This is a genomic window from Ensifer sp. EB106-05-01-XG146 (assembly GCF_058791875.1).
Genome location: NZ_JBYTDX010000002.1, coordinates 1,442,028 through 1,456,797, shown reverse-complemented (window position 1 = coordinate 1,456,797; position 14,770 = coordinate 1,442,028). Strand labels below are relative to the sequence as shown.

Here is a 14,770-nt window from a genome sequence, read left to right as displayed (position 1 = left end):
CGGCATGCTGTTCGACATCGATACCGTGCCCTTCAGCCGCAGGGGCCGGTTCCTGACGCTCTCGATGATGCGCGTGCCGGGCCGCGACGGCGAGCGGGCACTTTATCTCCGCCACGTGGCAGGCGGCGACGAGCGGCCATCGCTCGGTCGCCTCTGCCGCGTGGAATTTCTCGATGCGGAAGGCAGGGCCGTGGCCCCGGTGCTCGTGCTTTCACCCGAACGACTCGACGCACGCGTCGGTGACGGCGAAGTCACCTTCGTCATCGGCGAAGGGGAGCGGCTGCACATATCCGGCAGACAAGCCGGCGTACGCTTTCATCTCGAAGGCTCGCGTTACGATTATGTCTACCGCACGCCGAACGGAGAGGATTGCCTCGTCGCTGCGGTCGAAAACGTCAAGTTCATCCCGCGGGCGATCACCGGCGACCTGAAGGTCACCGGCGCCTGGCAGCGCGATCATTCCGAAGACGTGTCCTTCGCCTTTTCGGGGACCGGTGCCTTCGAGGGCAATGTCGACTTCTTCCGCACCTTGCCGCCGGCTGATCGGCCCGGTCGGTTCGCCGAGGCGCTTTCGGATGCGAAGGCAGAATTCTCTGTGTGGCACGCGCGCGTTCCCGGAGGTGTTGACGGCCAGGGCGAGGCGCATCGGCTGGCAAGCTATCTGCTCTGGGCGAACGGCGTGCCGGCCGGTGGCGCGTTGACGCGGCCGGCGATCTACATGTCCAAGAACCACATGATCAACATCTGGAGCTGGGACAACGCCTTTTCGGCGCTGGGCGTTGCGGCCTTCGATCAGGATCTCGCCTTCGATCAGTTCGCAGCAATCTTCGACCACCAGGACGCCTCCGGCCTGCTGCCGGATTACATCAACGACCGCGACGTGCTCTTTGCCTTCACCAAGCCGCCGGTGCACGGTTGGGCGCTGTCGCTGATCGCAGCTGCCAATCCGGGCTTCCTGACAGCGGAGCGCAAGTCCTACCTGCGCGACGCCATCGGCCGACAGGTCGATTACTGGCTGACCCATGGACGCAAAGATGCCACGAGCCTGCCGTCCTATTTCCACGGCAACGACAGCGGCTGGGACAACGCCACCTTCTTTGCCGAAGGCGGCCCGGTGATCTCGCCGGATCTGCCGGTTTTCCTGATCCTTGCCTGCGAGGCATTGGCCGAGCTTCTTGAAGACGATCGAGAACGCCGGGCGGTGTGGCGGCAGAAGGCAGACGACCTGCAGGTGCTGCTGTTCGAGCGCCTCTGGACCGGCGACACCTTTGGCGCCCGGCTCGCTGCGGATCCGGAGCGGATACTGCCGGGCGAAAACCTCATCCAGTTCATGCCGCTGCTGCTCGGTTCGCGGCTGACGCCCGACATGCGCGAGAAGCTGGCCGCGCGGCTCGTCGCTGGCGGCTTCATCACCGAATGGGGCCCGGCGACGGAAAGCCCGAAGAGTTCCTTCTACGAAGACGACGGTTACTGGCGCGGGCCGATTTGGGCGCCGACCACACTGCTTCTCTGGGATGGACTGCGCCGGCAAGGGAAGATTGAGCTCGCGCGCGAAGTCGCGGAAAAGTTCTGTTCACTTGCGAGCAAAAGCGGTATGGCCGAAAACTTCGACGCGCGCTCGGGGAGGGGCCTTCGCGATCGCGCATTCGCCTGGACATCCGCAGTCTATCTTGTGCTGGCAGCATCGCTCAGCGCTGACAACCCGTGACGAGCAGAACCGCCATGCAGAGACCGACGATCAAGACCATTGCGCAGGAGACGGGGCTTTCCATCGCCACCGTTTCCAAGGCCCTGAAGCATTCGCCTCAGGTTCGTCCGGAGACGCGCGCGATCGTGATCGAAGCGGCGGAACGCGTCGGCTACGAACTGAACATGCATGGCGTGCAGTTACGCACCGGCAAGACCTATCAGGTCGCAGCCATCATGACCGCGCCGGGTCCGAAGCAGAACGAATGGGAAGGCGTCGAATACGCCCAGCTCCTGAGCGGCATTTCCTGGGCGCTGGAAGACAGTCCCTATCGCGTCTCGCTCTATGCGGTCCGCAATTTCGAGGAGAGCCAGGCGGTCATCAAGCAGATCGTTTCGCTGAAGAAGGCCGATGGCATCATCATCTCGGGCACCCGCGCCGACGATCCCCGCATCCGCACGATGCAGGCGGCCGATTTCCCCTTCGTCACCTATGGCACCAGCATTCACAATGCGCCGCATGCCTATGTCGATGCCGACAACGAGCAGATGATCCGGGTGTCGATGGCGCGGCTCACCGAGCGCGGTCATCGCCGCATCGCGCTGCTCAACCCGCTCTCGGACTTAAGCTACGGCATCACCCGGCACGAAGCCTACAGGCATGCGCTTGATGTCGCGGGGCTTCCCTATGATCCGGCGCTCGTCGCCCATGGCCGTCTGACGCCGGCTTTCGGCCGCGAGAACGTGCTGACCATGTCGGAGCTCGGCAACCCGCCGACCGCCTATATCTGCGCCAATGAAGCCTCCGCGCTCGGCGCCTTCTCGGGCTTCCACGAGCGCGGGCTGGTGCATGGCCGCGATGCGGTGATCAACGCCACCGACGATCTCAACGTCAGCCAGTATTTCGCGCCGCCGATCACCACCTATTACCTGCCGATCAGCGAGCCGAGCAGCCTGCTCGGCGCCTATATCCTCAGGCGCATGGAGGGTGAGCCGCCGGAAGCGCTGCAGACGCTGCTCATGCCGAACCTGATCGAGCGTTGCGACGACCGCTTGAACCCGAACCGTTGACGAATTTCACGCCCGCTCAGGGCGCTCATTCATGCCCTTGAATATAAACGTTTATATTCGAGGGCGCACAGACAAAACCCGAGGTCGGACCCAACCGGCCGTAAGACATGACGAAGGACCGGAACCCGTGCACATGCCCCTGACGAGATCGAACCGCTTCAACGCCAAAGAACAGCAGACGGACATGCTGGAACTCGGCGTCTGCTACTATCCGGAGCAGTGGCCGCGCGAAAAATGGGAAGAGGATGCCCGCCGCATGGTCGAGCTTGGCCTTGCCTGGGTGCGCATCGGCGAATTCGCCTGGGCGAAGATCGAGCCCCGCTCGGGCGAATTCCACTGGGAGTGGCTGGACGACGCGATCGAGGTGCTCGGCAAGGCCGGTCTTAAGGTCATTCTGGGAACACCGACCGCCGCACCTCCGAAGTGGCTGATCGACCGCTACCCGGACATCCTGCCCGTCGACGTCAAGGGTGTGGTGCGCAAGTTCGGCGCCCGCCGTCACTACTGCTTCTCCAGCCGCCGCTACCGCATCGAGGCGGCGCGGATTTCCGAAGCCATGGCCGAGCGCTACGGCAAAAACGCCTTCGTCCATGCCTGGCAAACCGATAACGAGTACGGCGACCACGACACGATCTACAGCTATTCCGACGAGGCGCTGCGCGCCTTCCGCGAATGGCTTGAGGCCCGCTATGGCACGGTCGACGAGCTGAACCGCGCCTGGGGTACGGCCTTCTGGGCGATGAACTATCTGAGCTTCGACGAGGTCGAGCTTCCGAACAACCTCGTCGAAGAGCCGAGCCCGACCCATATCGTCGACTACATCCGCTTCTCCTCAGACCAGGTGAAGAGCTTCAACAAGGCGCAGGTCGACATCATCCGCAAGCACTCGCCGGGCCGTCCGGTGACGCACAACTTCATGTCGCAGAACACCGACTTCGACCATTACAAGGTCGGCGAGGACATCGATATCGCGTCGTGGGACGTCTATCCGATGGGTGGCCTGCTCAATGGTCGTCTCTCGTCGGAAGACAAGGGCCGGTATCTGCGCGTCGGCGATCCCGACCAACCGGCCTTCAACCACGATCTCTACCGCGCCGTCGGCAACGGCCGCGTCTGGGTGATGGAGCAGCAGCCGGGCCCGGTAAACTGGGCCTCGCACAATCAGTCGCCGGCCGACGGCATGGTGCGGCTCTGGACCTGGCTCGCCTATGCCCACGGCGTCGACATGGTCTCCTATTTCCGCTGGCGCCAGGTGCCGTTTGCGCAGGAACAGTTCCATGCGGGTCTGCTGCTTCCGAACAGCGAGGCTGACCAGGGCTATCTCGAAGTCGCGCAGGTTGCCGAGGAAATGAAGCGTCTGCCGAAGGGTGAGCGCCGCGAGAAGGCGAAAGTCGCGATCCTGCTCGACTACAATTCGCGCTGGGCGACCCGGGCGCTGCCGCAGGGCCGCACCTATCTGGCTTCGCAGATCGCGCTCGACTGGTATTCGACCGTCGCCCGCCTCGGCGTCGATGTCGACATCATCGGCCAGCACTCGGACCTCGAAGGCTACCAGCTGGTGCTGGCACCCGACCTCGTGATCCCCGAACAGGCCTTTGTCGAAAAGCTTGCGGCGTCGGGTGCCAAGGTGCTTTTCGGACCGCGCAGTGGCAGCAAGACCGAGGACATGCATATTCCGGAGGGCCTGCCGCCGGGTCCGCTCGCCGCGCTGATCGACGTCAGCGTCGCGCGTGTCGAGTCGCTGCCGGAATTCCACGGCGAGAGTGTGCTTTACGGCAACGAGACCTATCCGGCCGGCGTCTGGCGCGAGACGGTTCGCACCAACGAAACCGTGCTTGCGACCTTCGAGGGCGACTATCGCAATGGCGCTCCGGCGCTCGTCGGCAACGACAAGGCACGCTACATGGCAACGGGTGCACGCGGCGAGCTCCTGGACAAGGTGATTGGCGATGCGCTCGGCTGGGCTTCGGTCGAGGCGCTCGCCGATCTTGGCGATCTGCGCATCACCCGCCGCGGCAAGCTCACTTTCGCCTTCAACTACGGCAAGACGGCCGTGGACGTGCCGGCGTCTGCGGGCGCAACCTTCCATGTCGGTGGCCGCAAGCTCGGCCCGGTCGACGTCGCGATCTGGTCGGAGTGATCGGAAGGCAGATTATCGCCCGCCGACCGACGCAGCACCCAAAAGCAAAGAGCCCGGCCTTGGAAAAAGGCCGGGCTCTTTGCGTTTCATACGGTACTTTTTCCGTGGTCAGACCCGTTCTAGCGCCACGGCGATGCCCTGGCCGACGCCGATGCACATGGTCGACAGCGAATAGCGCCCACCGGTCTCGTGCAGTTCGAGTGCCGCCGTGCCGGTGACGCGGGCGCCAGACATGCCGAGGGGGTGGCCGAGTGCGATCGCGCCGCCGTTGCGGTTAACGCGCGGGTCGTCGTCGGCAATGCCGAGGTCGCGAAGCGTGGCGAGCCCTTGCGAGGCGAAGGCCTCGTTGAGTTCGATCACGTCGAATTGCGCCTGCGTGAGACCGAGGCGGGCCATCAGCTTCTTCGATGCTGGAGCCGGGCCGAAGCCCATGATGCGCGGCGGTACGCCGGCGGTAGCCCCACCGAGGATGCGGGCGATCGGCCTGAGGCCGTATTTCTTCGCTGCCGCTTCCGAGGCGATGATCAGGGCCGTTGCGCCATCGTTGACGCCGGAGGCGTTGCCGGCGGTCACCGTGCCGCCTTCTTGTCTGAAGGGCGTGCCGAGCTTGGCAAGCACCTCCATCGTCGTCGCGCGCGGGTGCTCGTCGCGATCGACAATAACGGGCTCGCCCTTGCGCTGCGGGATCGTCACCGAAACGATCTCTTTCGCCAGCCGGCCATTGGCCTGCGCAGCCGCTGCCTTTGCCTGGCTGCGCACAGCAAACGCATCCTGGTCTTCGCGGCTGACGTGAAAGTCAGCCGCGACGTTCTCGCCCGTCTCTGGCATCGAATCGACGCCATATTGCTTCTTCATCAGGGGATTGATGAAGCGCCAGCCGATGGTCGTGTCGTAGATTTCGGCGTTGCGGGAGAAGGCGGCATCGGCCTTCGGCATCACGAAGGGCGCGCGTGACATGCTCTCGACGCCACCGGCGATCATCAGCTCGGCTTCGCCCGATTTGATGGCGCGGGCTGCCGTGATGACCGCATCCATGCCGGAGCCGCAAAGCCGGTTGATCGTCGTGCCGGTGACGCCGACCGGCAGGCCGGCCAGGAGCAGTGACATGCGGGCGACGTTGCGGTTGTCCTCGCCCGCCTGGTTGGCACAGCCGAAGATCACGTCGTCGACGGCGTCCCAGTCGACATCGGCATTACGCTCCATCAGGGCGCGAAGTGGGACCGCGCCGAGATCGTCGGCCCTGACCGATGAGAGTGAGCCGCCGAACCGGCCGATCGGGGTGCGGATGTAGTCGCAGATGAAAGCCTCGGCCATCACGCAGCCTCCTTGTCGCCCTGATGCGCCTTCTTGGTGCGAGCGTTGATGTCACGAAGGGTCTTGAGTTCGAGTTCGGACGGGGCCGGCGTCTCGATCACGTGCTCGGCGAACCTGATCGCCCAGCCGCAATTCTCGACGATCTGCTCGCGCGTGACGCCGGGATGGATCGAAACGACGGTCAGTTCCTTGGTTTGCGGATGCGGCTCCAGGATGCAGAGGTCGGTGATGACGCGCGTCGGTCCCTTGGTCTTCATGCCCAACCGTTCGCGGTGGTCGCCGCCGTCGCCGTGGCCCATGGAGGTAATGAAGGGCAGCTTCTCGACGAAGCCGCGCCTGGAGAGCGCCATGGTGATGAAGATGCGGCCGCAATTGGAGGCAATCTCCGGAGCGCCGCCACCACCGGGCAGACGCACCTTCGGGTGGTCATAGGGGCCGACGACCGTGGTGTTGAGGTTCGCGAACTTGTCGATCTGGGCGCCACCGAGGAAGCCTGTCGTGATACGCCCGCCCTGCAGCCAGTAGCGGAACATCTCCGGCACCGACACGGTGAAAAGGGCCGTGTCGCAGAGTTCGCCATCGCCGATCGAAAGCGGCAGCACATCCGGCTTGGTGCCGACCGTGCCGCTCTCGTAGATCAGCGTGATATCGGGTGCATGCGTCAGCCGCGCGACGTTGCAGGCGGCCGAGGGCGCGCCGATGCCAACGAAGCAGACGTCGTCGTTGGAGAGCGCCCGGGAAGCGGCGATGGTCATCATTTCGGTGGGGGTAAAATCGCTCATCCTATCCTCCCTCAGGCCGCTTTTGCCGGTTTGTTGCCGGCATGCTTGGCGAAATCTTCCGGCCCGGCGTCGAGCACGTTTTCCTTGATCCAGGCGGTGAAGCTATCGCGGTCGCGGGCGATCTCGTCCCAGCCGATGTAGAAGGCGTTGGAGCGCGGATAGTAACCGTGCGCATAGGACGGGAAGGCGCCACCCGGAACGTGGGCAACCGATGTGACGGCCCAGCTCGGCAGTACGAGGGAATTGGGCGACGGAGGGTCGAGTTCGTCGACGATCTCCTCGACCGTGACGATCGAGCGCTTGGCGGCAAGAACCGCCTCCTTCTGCACGCCGACGATGCCTTCGATCAGCACGTTGCCCTTCCTGTCGGCGTGCTGGGCGTGGATGATCGTGACGTCAGGGCGGATCGCCGGTACGGCCGCAAGCACTTCGCCGGTAAACGGGCAGGTGACCGACTTGATGTTGGGGTTTACCTTCGGCAGGTCGGCGCCGATGTAACCACGCAGCGTCGCAAACGGCAGGTTGGCGGCACCCGCCTCATAGGCGTTGGCCATCGCCGCGTGGGAATGCTCCTCGATCTCCAGCGGCCGCGGCCATTGGTTTTCGACGGCGTCGCGGAAGCGATGCAGCGAGCCGACGCCGGGATTGCCGCCCCAGGAAAACTTCATGCCACGCGCCGCACCCACGCCGATCAGCTGGTCATAGAGAATGTCCGGCGTCATACGCACCAGATAGAGGTCCTTGCGACCCTGGCGGATCACCTCATGCCCCGCGGCATAGGGGATCAGATGGGTGAAGCCTTCCATGGCGACGGTGTCGCCATCCCTGACATTGTCGCCGACAGCCTCGGCGAGCGAAACGATCTTCGCCATGTTTCCTCTCTTGGTCTCAGTGATCTGTTCGTGGCCTTCGTCGCCCCACGGGCAGCCGGCGCCTTCCTCTTCCGGATGCCAATAAGCGCCGATCGAAACGCTCGGTCAAACATTTTGTGCGATATTTGACTTTTGTTCGTATATCGCACAAAATCGTTGGCGATGATTTGGGAGGCAAGGATGCGGGAAACGGACTTCGTCAGCGGCTTTGCGCGCGGGTTGGCAGTGATCGAAGCCTTCGATGAAACCCGGCCGAAACTGTCGATTGCCGAGGCGTCAAAGATTACCGGGCTTGACCGGGCGACGGTGCGCCGGTCGCTGCTGACCCTCTCCGAGCTCGGCTATGCAGACTATGACGGCAAGTTCTTCGCGCTGACGCCGAAGATCCTGCGCCTTGGCCATGCCTATCTCTCGGCAACGCCGCTGCCGACGATCATCCAACCTTATCTCGACCAATTGTCCGACCGCGCCGGGCAGAGCGCCTCGGCCTCGGTCTTGGATGGAACCGAGATCGTCTACATCGCCCGCGCCTCGCAAAAGCGGGTGATGTCGATCAACCTGACGACGGGGTCGCGCCTGCCGGCCTATTGCGCCTCCATGGGGCGGGTATGGCTCGCGGCACTGCCGGAGCATGAGGCACGAGAGATCCTTGCCCGATCGAACCTCAAGGCAAACACGCCCTATACGAAGACCGATCCGGAGGACCTGATCGCCGAGTTTCGCCGTGTGCGCGACCAGGGCTATGCGTTGATTGATCAGGAACTCGAACTCGGTCTCTGTTCGATCGCAGTGCCGCTCGAAAACGACCGCGGCCGGATCGTTGCGGCGCTAAACATCGGCGCGCCGGCAGCCCACGTGGCCGCAGCGGAGATGGTTGAGCGTTACCTGCCGCTGCTCAAGGAAACGCAAGCGGCGCTCCGGCTGGTGCTGAGATAACAACTTTTGAAGCTGCGCTTGACCTTCCGCCGTCGCGCCCTTCTTACTCTCGCTTGGCGAGTGAATTCGGGGGTTGGGGAGGAGAGCATCATGACCGACGACGCGCATCCGCCGGAAACCAAGCTCACGACGACGAAGCGGCGCTGGGCCGGCGATGGCAAGTTCCTGACGGGGCGGATCGTGCGCCCCGAGGACGAGCGCCTTCCGCCCGGGCAACACCTGGTCAAGGACTGGCCGGTGCTCGACCTCGGCCAGCAGCCGATCATCCGGACGGAAAGCTGGCGGCTCGATATCACCGGCCACGTCGAGCATCCGCTGTCGCTCGACTGGGCCACCTTCAAGGCGTTGCCGCAGAGCCACCGTCTCTCCGACATGCATTGCGTGACGACGTGGTCGCGCTACGACAACCGCTGGCAAGGCGTGACCACACGTGATCTGCTCGACCAGGTGATGCCGAAGGCCGAGGCGAGCCATGTCATGCTGACGAGTTATGACGGCTACACCACGAACATGCCGCTTGCGGATTTCGCCTCCGAAGACGCGATCCTTGCGACCGAATGGGAGGGCCAACCGATCGGCCGCACCCATGGCGGACCGATGCGGCTCGTCGTTCCGCATCTTTATCTGTGGAAGAGTGCCAAGTGGCTGACGCGTATCGATTTTCGCGAAGGCGACATGCCCGGCTTCTGGGAGCGGAACGGCTACCACATGCGTGGCGACCCGTGGCGCGAGGAGCGCTATTCGGACGACTGATCGGGGCCTGTGAAGGCTTGACGATCACCGCCCAACGCGTCCGGGTCCAGAAGCGATTGCAGCCCCGCAAGCTGGTAGCGCCAGAAGAGCGAAATGGCCGACTGGATCGATGGGGCGTCGCTGTATTCGCTGAGCGTATCGGCAATGGTGTCCAGCGTTCGAGTGAAGGTTCGCTCGAGCATGAAACCCATCAAAGGCGTCAGGGCCTGCTCGCCGCCCTTGTCGGTCAGGTAGCCGGAAGCCAGCCGCACCATCTCCCGGATCATCAGCTTGCGGACATGGGCGTAGCGCGTGCCGTCAGCGCCGCGAAGCAGGATGAGGACCACGAGCCGCTGTTCGATCCAGAAGGACAGCAGCGCCCCGGCACGTTCGGATCCGGAAGCATCGGCCTGCAGCCAATTGCCGATCGATCGCAGTTCTCGTACACGGGCGCGCAGCAGGCGCAACAATCGCCCGGCGAGCGCCGGTGTCACGATCTCATAAAACAGCGCTTCCTTGTCGGCGACGTACTTGTAGATGTTGCTCGAACTCGTACCCGCCCGTTCCGCCACATCGGTCAGCCGCGCCTTTTCGAACCCTTGCTCGGCAAACACCGCTGCCGCTGCCGTAAGCAGACGCTCGCGCACTTCCTGCTTCAGGCGCTGGGGCATGCGAGCCTTTCTGCAAGCTCGGTGAGCCTTGGTTGCCAGGGGGCAGCTTCTTCCAACTGGAAGGCGAGCGAGAAGAGCAACGCGTCCTCGCCCGTTGCTGCAGCGAAATGGCAGCCGACCGGCAGCCCCTCGCGCGACCAGCAAAGCGGCACCGACATGGCGGGCCATCCGGCAAAGGACGCCACATTGGTGAACCCGGCGAGGCGTTCCGTAAACGCGATGAGTTGGACTGCATCCTCGGTCGGTCCTTGCGTCCCCAGCGGAAAGGCCGTGAAGGGGACGGTGGGCGAAAGCAGCACGTCATAGCCGGAGATCGTCTGATTTGCGCTCGCCTCGGCCCTCTTCGTCGCGCCGATCGCCTCCATGATTGCCGCCTCCGGCAGCCGCCTGGCGCGGCGGACGAGCTCGACCGTGTAGGGCTCGAACAAGGTCTCGTCGAAGGCGCCGCCCATTGCGGCCGCGACCTGGTCGAACAGGCCGGACAGAACGATCCCGGTCAGATTGAAAAAGGCGCGGCTGGTTTCCTGCGCGTTGACGTCAGGCCCCGCGCATTCGACGACCTCGTGCCCCAAAACCGTGCACAACGTGATCGCTGCGTTGAGCGCGTCCTCGACCGCTTCAGACACGCCGCGCCCGAAAACATCATGGCGATAGACGCCGATGCGCAGCCTCTTCTGCGGGCCGCAGCGCATATCGTCGATCGCAGGCATTGGTCGCGTCAGGTCCTGCCGCTCGGTCGCCGCCAGCCACAAGGCGCTGTCGCGCACGGAACGGCTGACGCAATGGTCGCTGATCAGCCGCGCCGTCGGTATCGCCGGCGGCAGGCCGGCATTCACCGTGCGGTCCCGGCTCGGCTTGAAGCCGAAAAGCCCGCAGAAGGAGGAGGGGCCACGGATCGAGCCGCCGCCGTCGGACGCGTGGGCGATCGGCACCATGCCGGAGGCAACGGCCGCCACCGCGCCGCCGGACGAGCCGCCGGTCGAAAGGGCAAAATTCCAGGGGTTGCGCGTCGCGCCATGGGCGAGGGTTTCGGTGGTGCCGAGCAGACCGAACTCCGATGTGGTCGTCTTTCCAAGAACGATCAGACCGGCCTTGTCGATTGCGTCCGTGTAATCCGATCCGCCTTGGGCGAGCTGTCCCTTGAAGAGGCGAGAGCCGAAGCCGGCCGGATGGCCGGGATAGGCAAGCAGATCCTTCAGCAGGGTCGGTACGCCCGGGAACGGCATGTCCGCGTGCGGCCGAAGAGCTCCGGCGCACTTGCGCGCTTGGTCGAAACCCGTGGATGCAAGGGCGTTGACGTGCGGCTCGATCCGCTTGATGCGCCGGATGGCGGCATCGACGAGTTCGAGCGGCGAGGCTTGGCCCGTCGAGACGAGACGCGCCTGTTCCGTTGCGTCCAGCGCGGAAAAGTCGTCCGTTTCCTGTTGCGAAAATTCGGGATTCGGCGCGCGCATCTGTCCAGATTCCATTGACGATGAAAAGAGAATGATAGATTCTCTTTTCATCGTCAATGGGCGGTTGCATCCGCAAGCGACTGATTGCATCTTCCCGTCTCCTGCAATGCTGGTGCAACCCACCCCCCGCAAAGCTCGTGCAACGTTTCAACAAAGGACGTTGTCGATGCGCCTGGCCATTTTACCCATGTGGATGATCCTCTTCAGCGCGAGCCCGACCCATGCCGAAGAAAAGGCAATGTGGATTGCGGACAATCCGTATCGGACCGTGCAGCCTTTGTACGATCCCTGTCGTGATGGTCGGCTAAGTGATGGAACGCCGCGGACCTGCGCCGAGATCAGACGCATGTACCGGCATGGACGAGGCGGCTGGTCCGAGCAGGACCATCGCCTGGATGCATGCAGCAACGGGCGCGTCAGCGACGGTCGGCCGCGCACATGCCGGGAACTGCTCGAGTGGATGGAGCATCGTTGATGAAGGCAGAGCGCAGAGCCACCGTGTCGAGGCTCGGACAGGTTGTCAGATTAGTGCTTGGGTATCTGTCCTGGCCGCTGGTGTTTTTCGGTGGACTGCTCGGCGCCTACTACGCGTTCGCGAGCGCAGAGCCGATGGTCGGATTCGTGGCGGTCTATGCGGCTGCCGTCTTCATCCTGTTTCTTCTAGAACGCTACATTCCCTACGAGCGGGGCTGGCTTCAGTCGGATGGCGAAACGGTGAACGATATCGGCCACACGCTGGCGACGAAGGGCCTGCTGCAGGCGGCTGGCCTGATCGCCGCCGTCTTTCCCATGTATGCCGCCAACATCCTGCAGCCGCTCGCAGCGCTCAAGTTCGGTCTCTGGCCATCGGATTGGCCGATGGTGTTTCAGGTGGCTATCGCCGTGGTGGTTGCCGAATTCGGCCTCTATTGGTCGCATCGGATCGCCCACGAAAAGCTGTTCTTTTGGCGGTTCCACGCTCTGCATCACAGCGTCGTTCGCCTCTGGGTCATCAATACCGGCCGCTTCCACGTGGCCGATTCACTGTTCAAGATCGCCATGAGCCAGATCCCGCTCTATTGCCTGGGCGCTCCGTTGCACGTTTTCTGGTGGCTCGGCGCGGTCACGGCCTTCATGGGCATTCTTACCCATTGCAACGTCGATATGCGCACCGGCCCCTTCGACTATCTCTTCAGCACGCCGCGGCTGCACCGCTGGCATCACTCGAAGGATCTTCGCGAGGGCAACATGAACTACGGCGAGAACGTCGTGGTCTGGGACCTTTTGTTCGGCACATACTACAACCCTGACCGTCCGTCCTCCACTAACATCGGCATCAAGGGCCAGATAGCCCGAGGCTTCCTGGCACAACTGGCGCAGCCCTTCACCAAGAACGGCGTTCGCGAAATCCTCGGCCTCCCGAAGAAAAGCTCATGAAAATGCGACAGCATGCCCGGTGTTGAACCGGGCATGCTGCGCAACAACTAGGCCGCAAAGGCCGGCTTGCGTGCGCCGATCCTTAAGACGTAGTAGATCGCCCCGCCGATGGCGACGCCGAAGAACCAGCCATAGATTCCCCACCAGGCGGGCAGGATGTTGGTGAAGGTCGGCAGGATCGAGGAGAACAGCGCGCCGATGGCAAAGGCAATAAAGGCGCTGCCGTGCCAGCCGCCCTGGAAGCGGAACTCGCCGTCCTCGTGATAGAGTGCTTCGACATTCAGCTGGCCGCGGCGGATCAAATAATAATCCACCATCATCACCCCGAAGATCGGCCCCATCGTCGAGCCGATGAAGTTGACGAAATGCGCAGCCCCCGTTTCCCAAGGGGCGAACGGATAGAGGATGAGCGCAATCAGCGCCGCAATGTAGCCGCCGCGCTTGAAGTTGATCTGCCGCGGAAAGACGTTGGCAAAGTCGAAGGCCGGCGACACGAAGTTCGCCACCACGTTGATGCCGAGCGTCGCGACGGCGAAGGTAAGGGCTGCAAGCAGCGCCAGGAACCAGCTGTCGAATTTCGCCGAAATCTGGTCCGGATGCAGCAGCACTTCGCCATAGACGGCAAAGGCGGCGGTCGTCGTCACGCCGGCGACCAGGCAGAAGGCGAGCAGGTTGATCGGCAGGCCCCAGAGATTGCCCTTGCGTAGCGTCTTCACGTCGGTTGCATAGCGCGAGAAGTCGCAGAAGTTCAGATAGAGCGCTGCGAAGTAGGTGATCCAGGTGGCGGCGACCGCGGCCAGCGCCGGGAAGCTGCCGGGCTCCCACGGAACGCCTGCGTCCTTGGTCTTTTCGACGAGCACGTCGCGCGGGATTTCCGAACCGAAGGAGAACGTCCCTGATTTGACGATCAGGTAGACGGCAAGGATCAGCATCATGATCCAGACGGCCGGGCCTGCCCAATCCTGGAATTTGCGAACGGTCTCCATGCCGCGCTGGATGATAAGCAATTGCAGCGACCAGACGACGACGTAGCAGATGACCTCAAGCGTCGAGTGGCCGAGCATGTGGCTGTTTTGATGGAAGGCCAGCATGCTTTCGTTGCGAATGAGAAGCGCCACGATCGCGCCGGAGGCAGCCGCTGTCTGGGCGCCGTACCAGAAACAGGCGACGACGGCGCGCACCAGCGCCGGAACGTTGGCGCCGAAGGTACCGAAGGAGGCGCGGGCGAGAACGGGGAAGGGCACGCCGGTGCGTACGCCCGCATTGCCGACGAGGCTCATCAGGAAGAAGATCACCAGCGAGCCGATGCCGATCGCGATGACGAAGTTTATGAAGCTGCCGCAGAGCAGGAACAGGCTTGCTGCGAGGTAGTATCCCCACAGGCTATGCACGTCGGATGTCCACACATTGAAGATGCTGAAAGCGCCCCACCGGCGCTCCTCGGCCGGTGCCAGATCCTCGTTGTACAACGAGGGCGACGGATCGCGTACTGCCATGTCTTCCTCCGTATTTCCTCCGGGCCCCCCTCGGACCCGAGCTTGATTCTGCTCCCGTTTTGAGTCGTTGCAAAAAGCTTTTTGGATCGTCGAGGTGGGGATGCAGTGGCACCGAACGTGACCAAGCGGCCTCGCAGAAACTGCGATCGGCAGCCGCGAAAGGTCGCGTATATCCCATTGACATATCCTGTGGCTGAAAC

13 protein-coding genes are annotated in these 14,770 nt (G+C 63.4%); 7 read left to right on the top strand and 6 right to left on the bottom strand.

Annotation, left to right across the window (positions count from 1 at the left end; genetic code table 11):
* The first annotated feature begins 4 nt into the window (after nucleotides 1-4).
* The 3 genes from AC3WVQ_RS26805 (at nucleotide 5) to AC3WVQ_RS26795 (ending at nucleotide 4,897) form a co-directional block, all read left to right on the top strand.
* Entirely contained in the window at nucleotides 5-1,708 is a 1,704-nt protein-coding gene (locus AC3WVQ_RS26805) for an amylo-alpha-1,6-glucosidase (RefSeq protein ID WP_492383241.1), read from the top strand.
* A 14-nt stretch (nucleotides 1,709-1,722) separates the two neighbouring features.
* Complete coding sequence (locus AC3WVQ_RS26800; protein ID WP_034805837.1) at nucleotides 1,723-2,757, top strand: LacI family DNA-binding transcriptional regulator; 1,035 nt, start codon at nucleotides 1,723-1,725, stop codon at nucleotides 2,755-2,757.
* 127 nt (nucleotides 2,758-2,884) lie between these two features.
* Nucleotides 2,885-4,897 (top strand): beta-galactosidase, encoded by a 2,013-nt coding sequence (locus tag AC3WVQ_RS26795; protein ID WP_034805840.1) that lies wholly within the window; start codon nucleotides 2,885-2,887, stop codon nucleotides 4,895-4,897.
* Between the two features lie 108 nt (nucleotides 4,898-5,005).
* Here the strand turns inward: AC3WVQ_RS26795 and pcaF are convergent, their stop codons facing one another.
* Genes pcaF through AC3WVQ_RS26780 form a run of 3 tightly spaced genes read right to left on the bottom strand, consistent with a single transcriptional unit; the run spans nucleotide 5,006 to nucleotide 7,865 of the window.
* Complete coding sequence (gene pcaF / locus AC3WVQ_RS26790; protein WP_034805843.1) at nucleotides 5,006-6,211, bottom strand: 3-oxoadipyl-CoA thiolase; 1,206 nt, start codon at nucleotides 6,209-6,211, stop codon at nucleotides 5,006-5,008.
* Nucleotides 6,211-6,993 carry a CoA-transferase subunit beta gene (locus AC3WVQ_RS26785; RefSeq protein ID WP_034805846.1) on the bottom strand — a complete coding sequence of 261 codons (783 nt, stop codon included), beginning with the start codon at nucleotides 6,991-6,993 and terminating at the stop codon, nucleotides 6,211-6,213. The genes pcaF and AC3WVQ_RS26785 overlap by 1 nt, the downstream gene beginning before the upstream one ends.
* 11 nt (nucleotides 6,994-7,004) lie before the next feature.
* Complete coding sequence (locus AC3WVQ_RS26780) at nucleotides 7,005-7,865, bottom strand: CoA transferase subunit A (RefSeq protein ID WP_492383240.1); 861 nt, start codon at nucleotides 7,863-7,865, stop codon at nucleotides 7,005-7,007.
* A 180-nt stretch (nucleotides 7,866-8,045) separates the two neighbouring features.
* Between AC3WVQ_RS26780 and AC3WVQ_RS26775 the strand changes: the two genes are divergently transcribed.
* A complete protein-coding gene (locus tag AC3WVQ_RS26775; protein WP_034805852.1) occupies nucleotides 8,046-8,801 on the top strand; it encodes an IclR family transcriptional regulator in 756 nt (251 codons plus the stop codon).
* 90 nt (nucleotides 8,802-8,891) lie between these two features.
* Nucleotides 8,892-9,554 (top strand): sulfite oxidase-like oxidoreductase, encoded by a 663-nt coding sequence (locus tag AC3WVQ_RS26770; protein WP_492383239.1) that lies wholly within the window; start codon nucleotides 8,892-8,894, stop codon nucleotides 9,552-9,554.
* On the opposite strand, the gene AC3WVQ_RS26765 is transcribed toward AC3WVQ_RS26770, so the two are convergent.
* Together AC3WVQ_RS26765 and AC3WVQ_RS26760 are read right to left on the bottom strand one after the other, a co-directional pair.
* Nucleotides 9,539-10,204 carry a TetR/AcrR family transcriptional regulator gene (locus AC3WVQ_RS26765; protein WP_051659713.1) on the bottom strand — a complete coding sequence of 222 codons (666 nt, stop codon included), beginning with the start codon at nucleotides 10,202-10,204 and terminating at the stop codon, nucleotides 9,539-9,541. The genes AC3WVQ_RS26770 and AC3WVQ_RS26765 overlap by 16 nt on opposite strands.
* Nucleotides 10,189-11,658 carry an amidase gene (locus tag AC3WVQ_RS26760; protein WP_112985527.1) on the bottom strand — a complete coding sequence of 490 codons (1,470 nt, stop codon included), beginning with the start codon at nucleotides 11,656-11,658 and terminating at the stop codon, nucleotides 10,189-10,191. The genes AC3WVQ_RS26765 and AC3WVQ_RS26760 overlap by 16 nt, the downstream gene beginning before the upstream one ends.
* A 31-nt stretch (nucleotides 11,659-11,689) precedes the next feature.
* Between AC3WVQ_RS26760 and AC3WVQ_RS26755 the strand changes: the two genes are divergently transcribed.
* Nucleotides 11,690-12,133, top strand: coding sequence for a hypothetical protein (locus tag AC3WVQ_RS26755; RefSeq protein WP_112771414.1), 444 nt, complete (start codon nucleotides 11,690-11,692; stop codon nucleotides 12,131-12,133).
* On the top strand, nucleotides 12,133-13,074 hold the full coding sequence (olsE, locus tag AC3WVQ_RS26750) for an ornithine lipid hydroxylase OlsE (protein WP_457578461.1): 942 nt from the start codon (nucleotides 12,133-12,135) through the stop codon (nucleotides 13,072-13,074). Before AC3WVQ_RS26755 ends, olsE begins: the two co-directional genes overlap by 1 nt.
* A 47-nt stretch (nucleotides 13,075-13,121) precedes the next feature.
* Here olsE and AC3WVQ_RS26745 read toward each other — a convergent pair whose 3' ends face one another.
* The gene (locus tag AC3WVQ_RS26745; RefSeq protein WP_034805858.1) at nucleotides 13,122-14,570 is read right to left on the bottom strand and encodes an NCS1 family nucleobase:cation symporter-1; all 1,449 of its coding nucleotides are present in this window, start codon (nucleotides 14,568-14,570) and stop codon (nucleotides 13,122-13,124) included.
* Nucleotides 14,571-14,770 lie beyond the last annotated feature (200 nt).

Coding starts and splice junctions, on each gene's coding strand:
- AC3WVQ_RS26765 (WP_051659713.1), bottom strand. CDS start 10,204: ATGCCCCAGCGCCTGAAGCAGGAAGTGCGCGAGCGTCTGCTTACGGCA.
- AC3WVQ_RS26770 (WP_492383239.1), top strand. CDS start 8,892: ATGACCGACGACGCGCATCCGCCGGAAACCAAGCTCACGACGACGAAG.
- AC3WVQ_RS26800 (WP_034805837.1), top strand. CDS start 1,723: ATGCAGAGACCGACGATCAAGACCATTGCGCAGGAGACGGGGCTTTCC.
- AC3WVQ_RS26755 (WP_112771414.1), top strand. CDS start 11,690: ATGATAGATTCTCTTTTCATCGTCAATGGGCGGTTGCATCCGCAAGCG.
- AC3WVQ_RS26775 (WP_034805852.1), top strand. CDS start 8,046: ATGCGGGAAACGGACTTCGTCAGCGGCTTTGCGCGCGGGTTGGCAGTG.
- pcaF (WP_034805843.1), bottom strand. CDS start 6,211: ATGGCCGAGGCTTTCATCTGCGACTACATCCGCACCCCGATCGGCCGG.
- AC3WVQ_RS26745 (WP_034805858.1), bottom strand. CDS start 14,570: ATGGCAGTACGCGATCCGTCGCCCTCGTTGTACAACGAGGATCTGGCA.
- olsE (WP_457578461.1), top strand. CDS start 12,133: ATGAAGGCAGAGCGCAGAGCCACCGTGTCGAGGCTCGGACAGGTTGTC.
- AC3WVQ_RS26785 (WP_034805846.1), bottom strand. CDS start 6,993: ATGAGCGATTTTACCCCCACCGAAATGATGACCATCGCCGCTTCCCGG.
- AC3WVQ_RS26805 (WP_492383241.1), top strand. CDS start 5: ATGCTGTTCGACATCGATACCGTGCCCTTCAGCCGCAGGGGCCGGTTC.
- AC3WVQ_RS26760 (WP_112985527.1), bottom strand. CDS start 11,658: ATGCGCGCGCCGAATCCCGAATTTTCGCAACAGGAAACGGACGACTTT.
- AC3WVQ_RS26780 (WP_492383240.1), bottom strand. CDS start 7,865: ATGGCGAAGATCGTTTCGCTCGCCGAGGCTGTCGGCGACAATGTCAGG.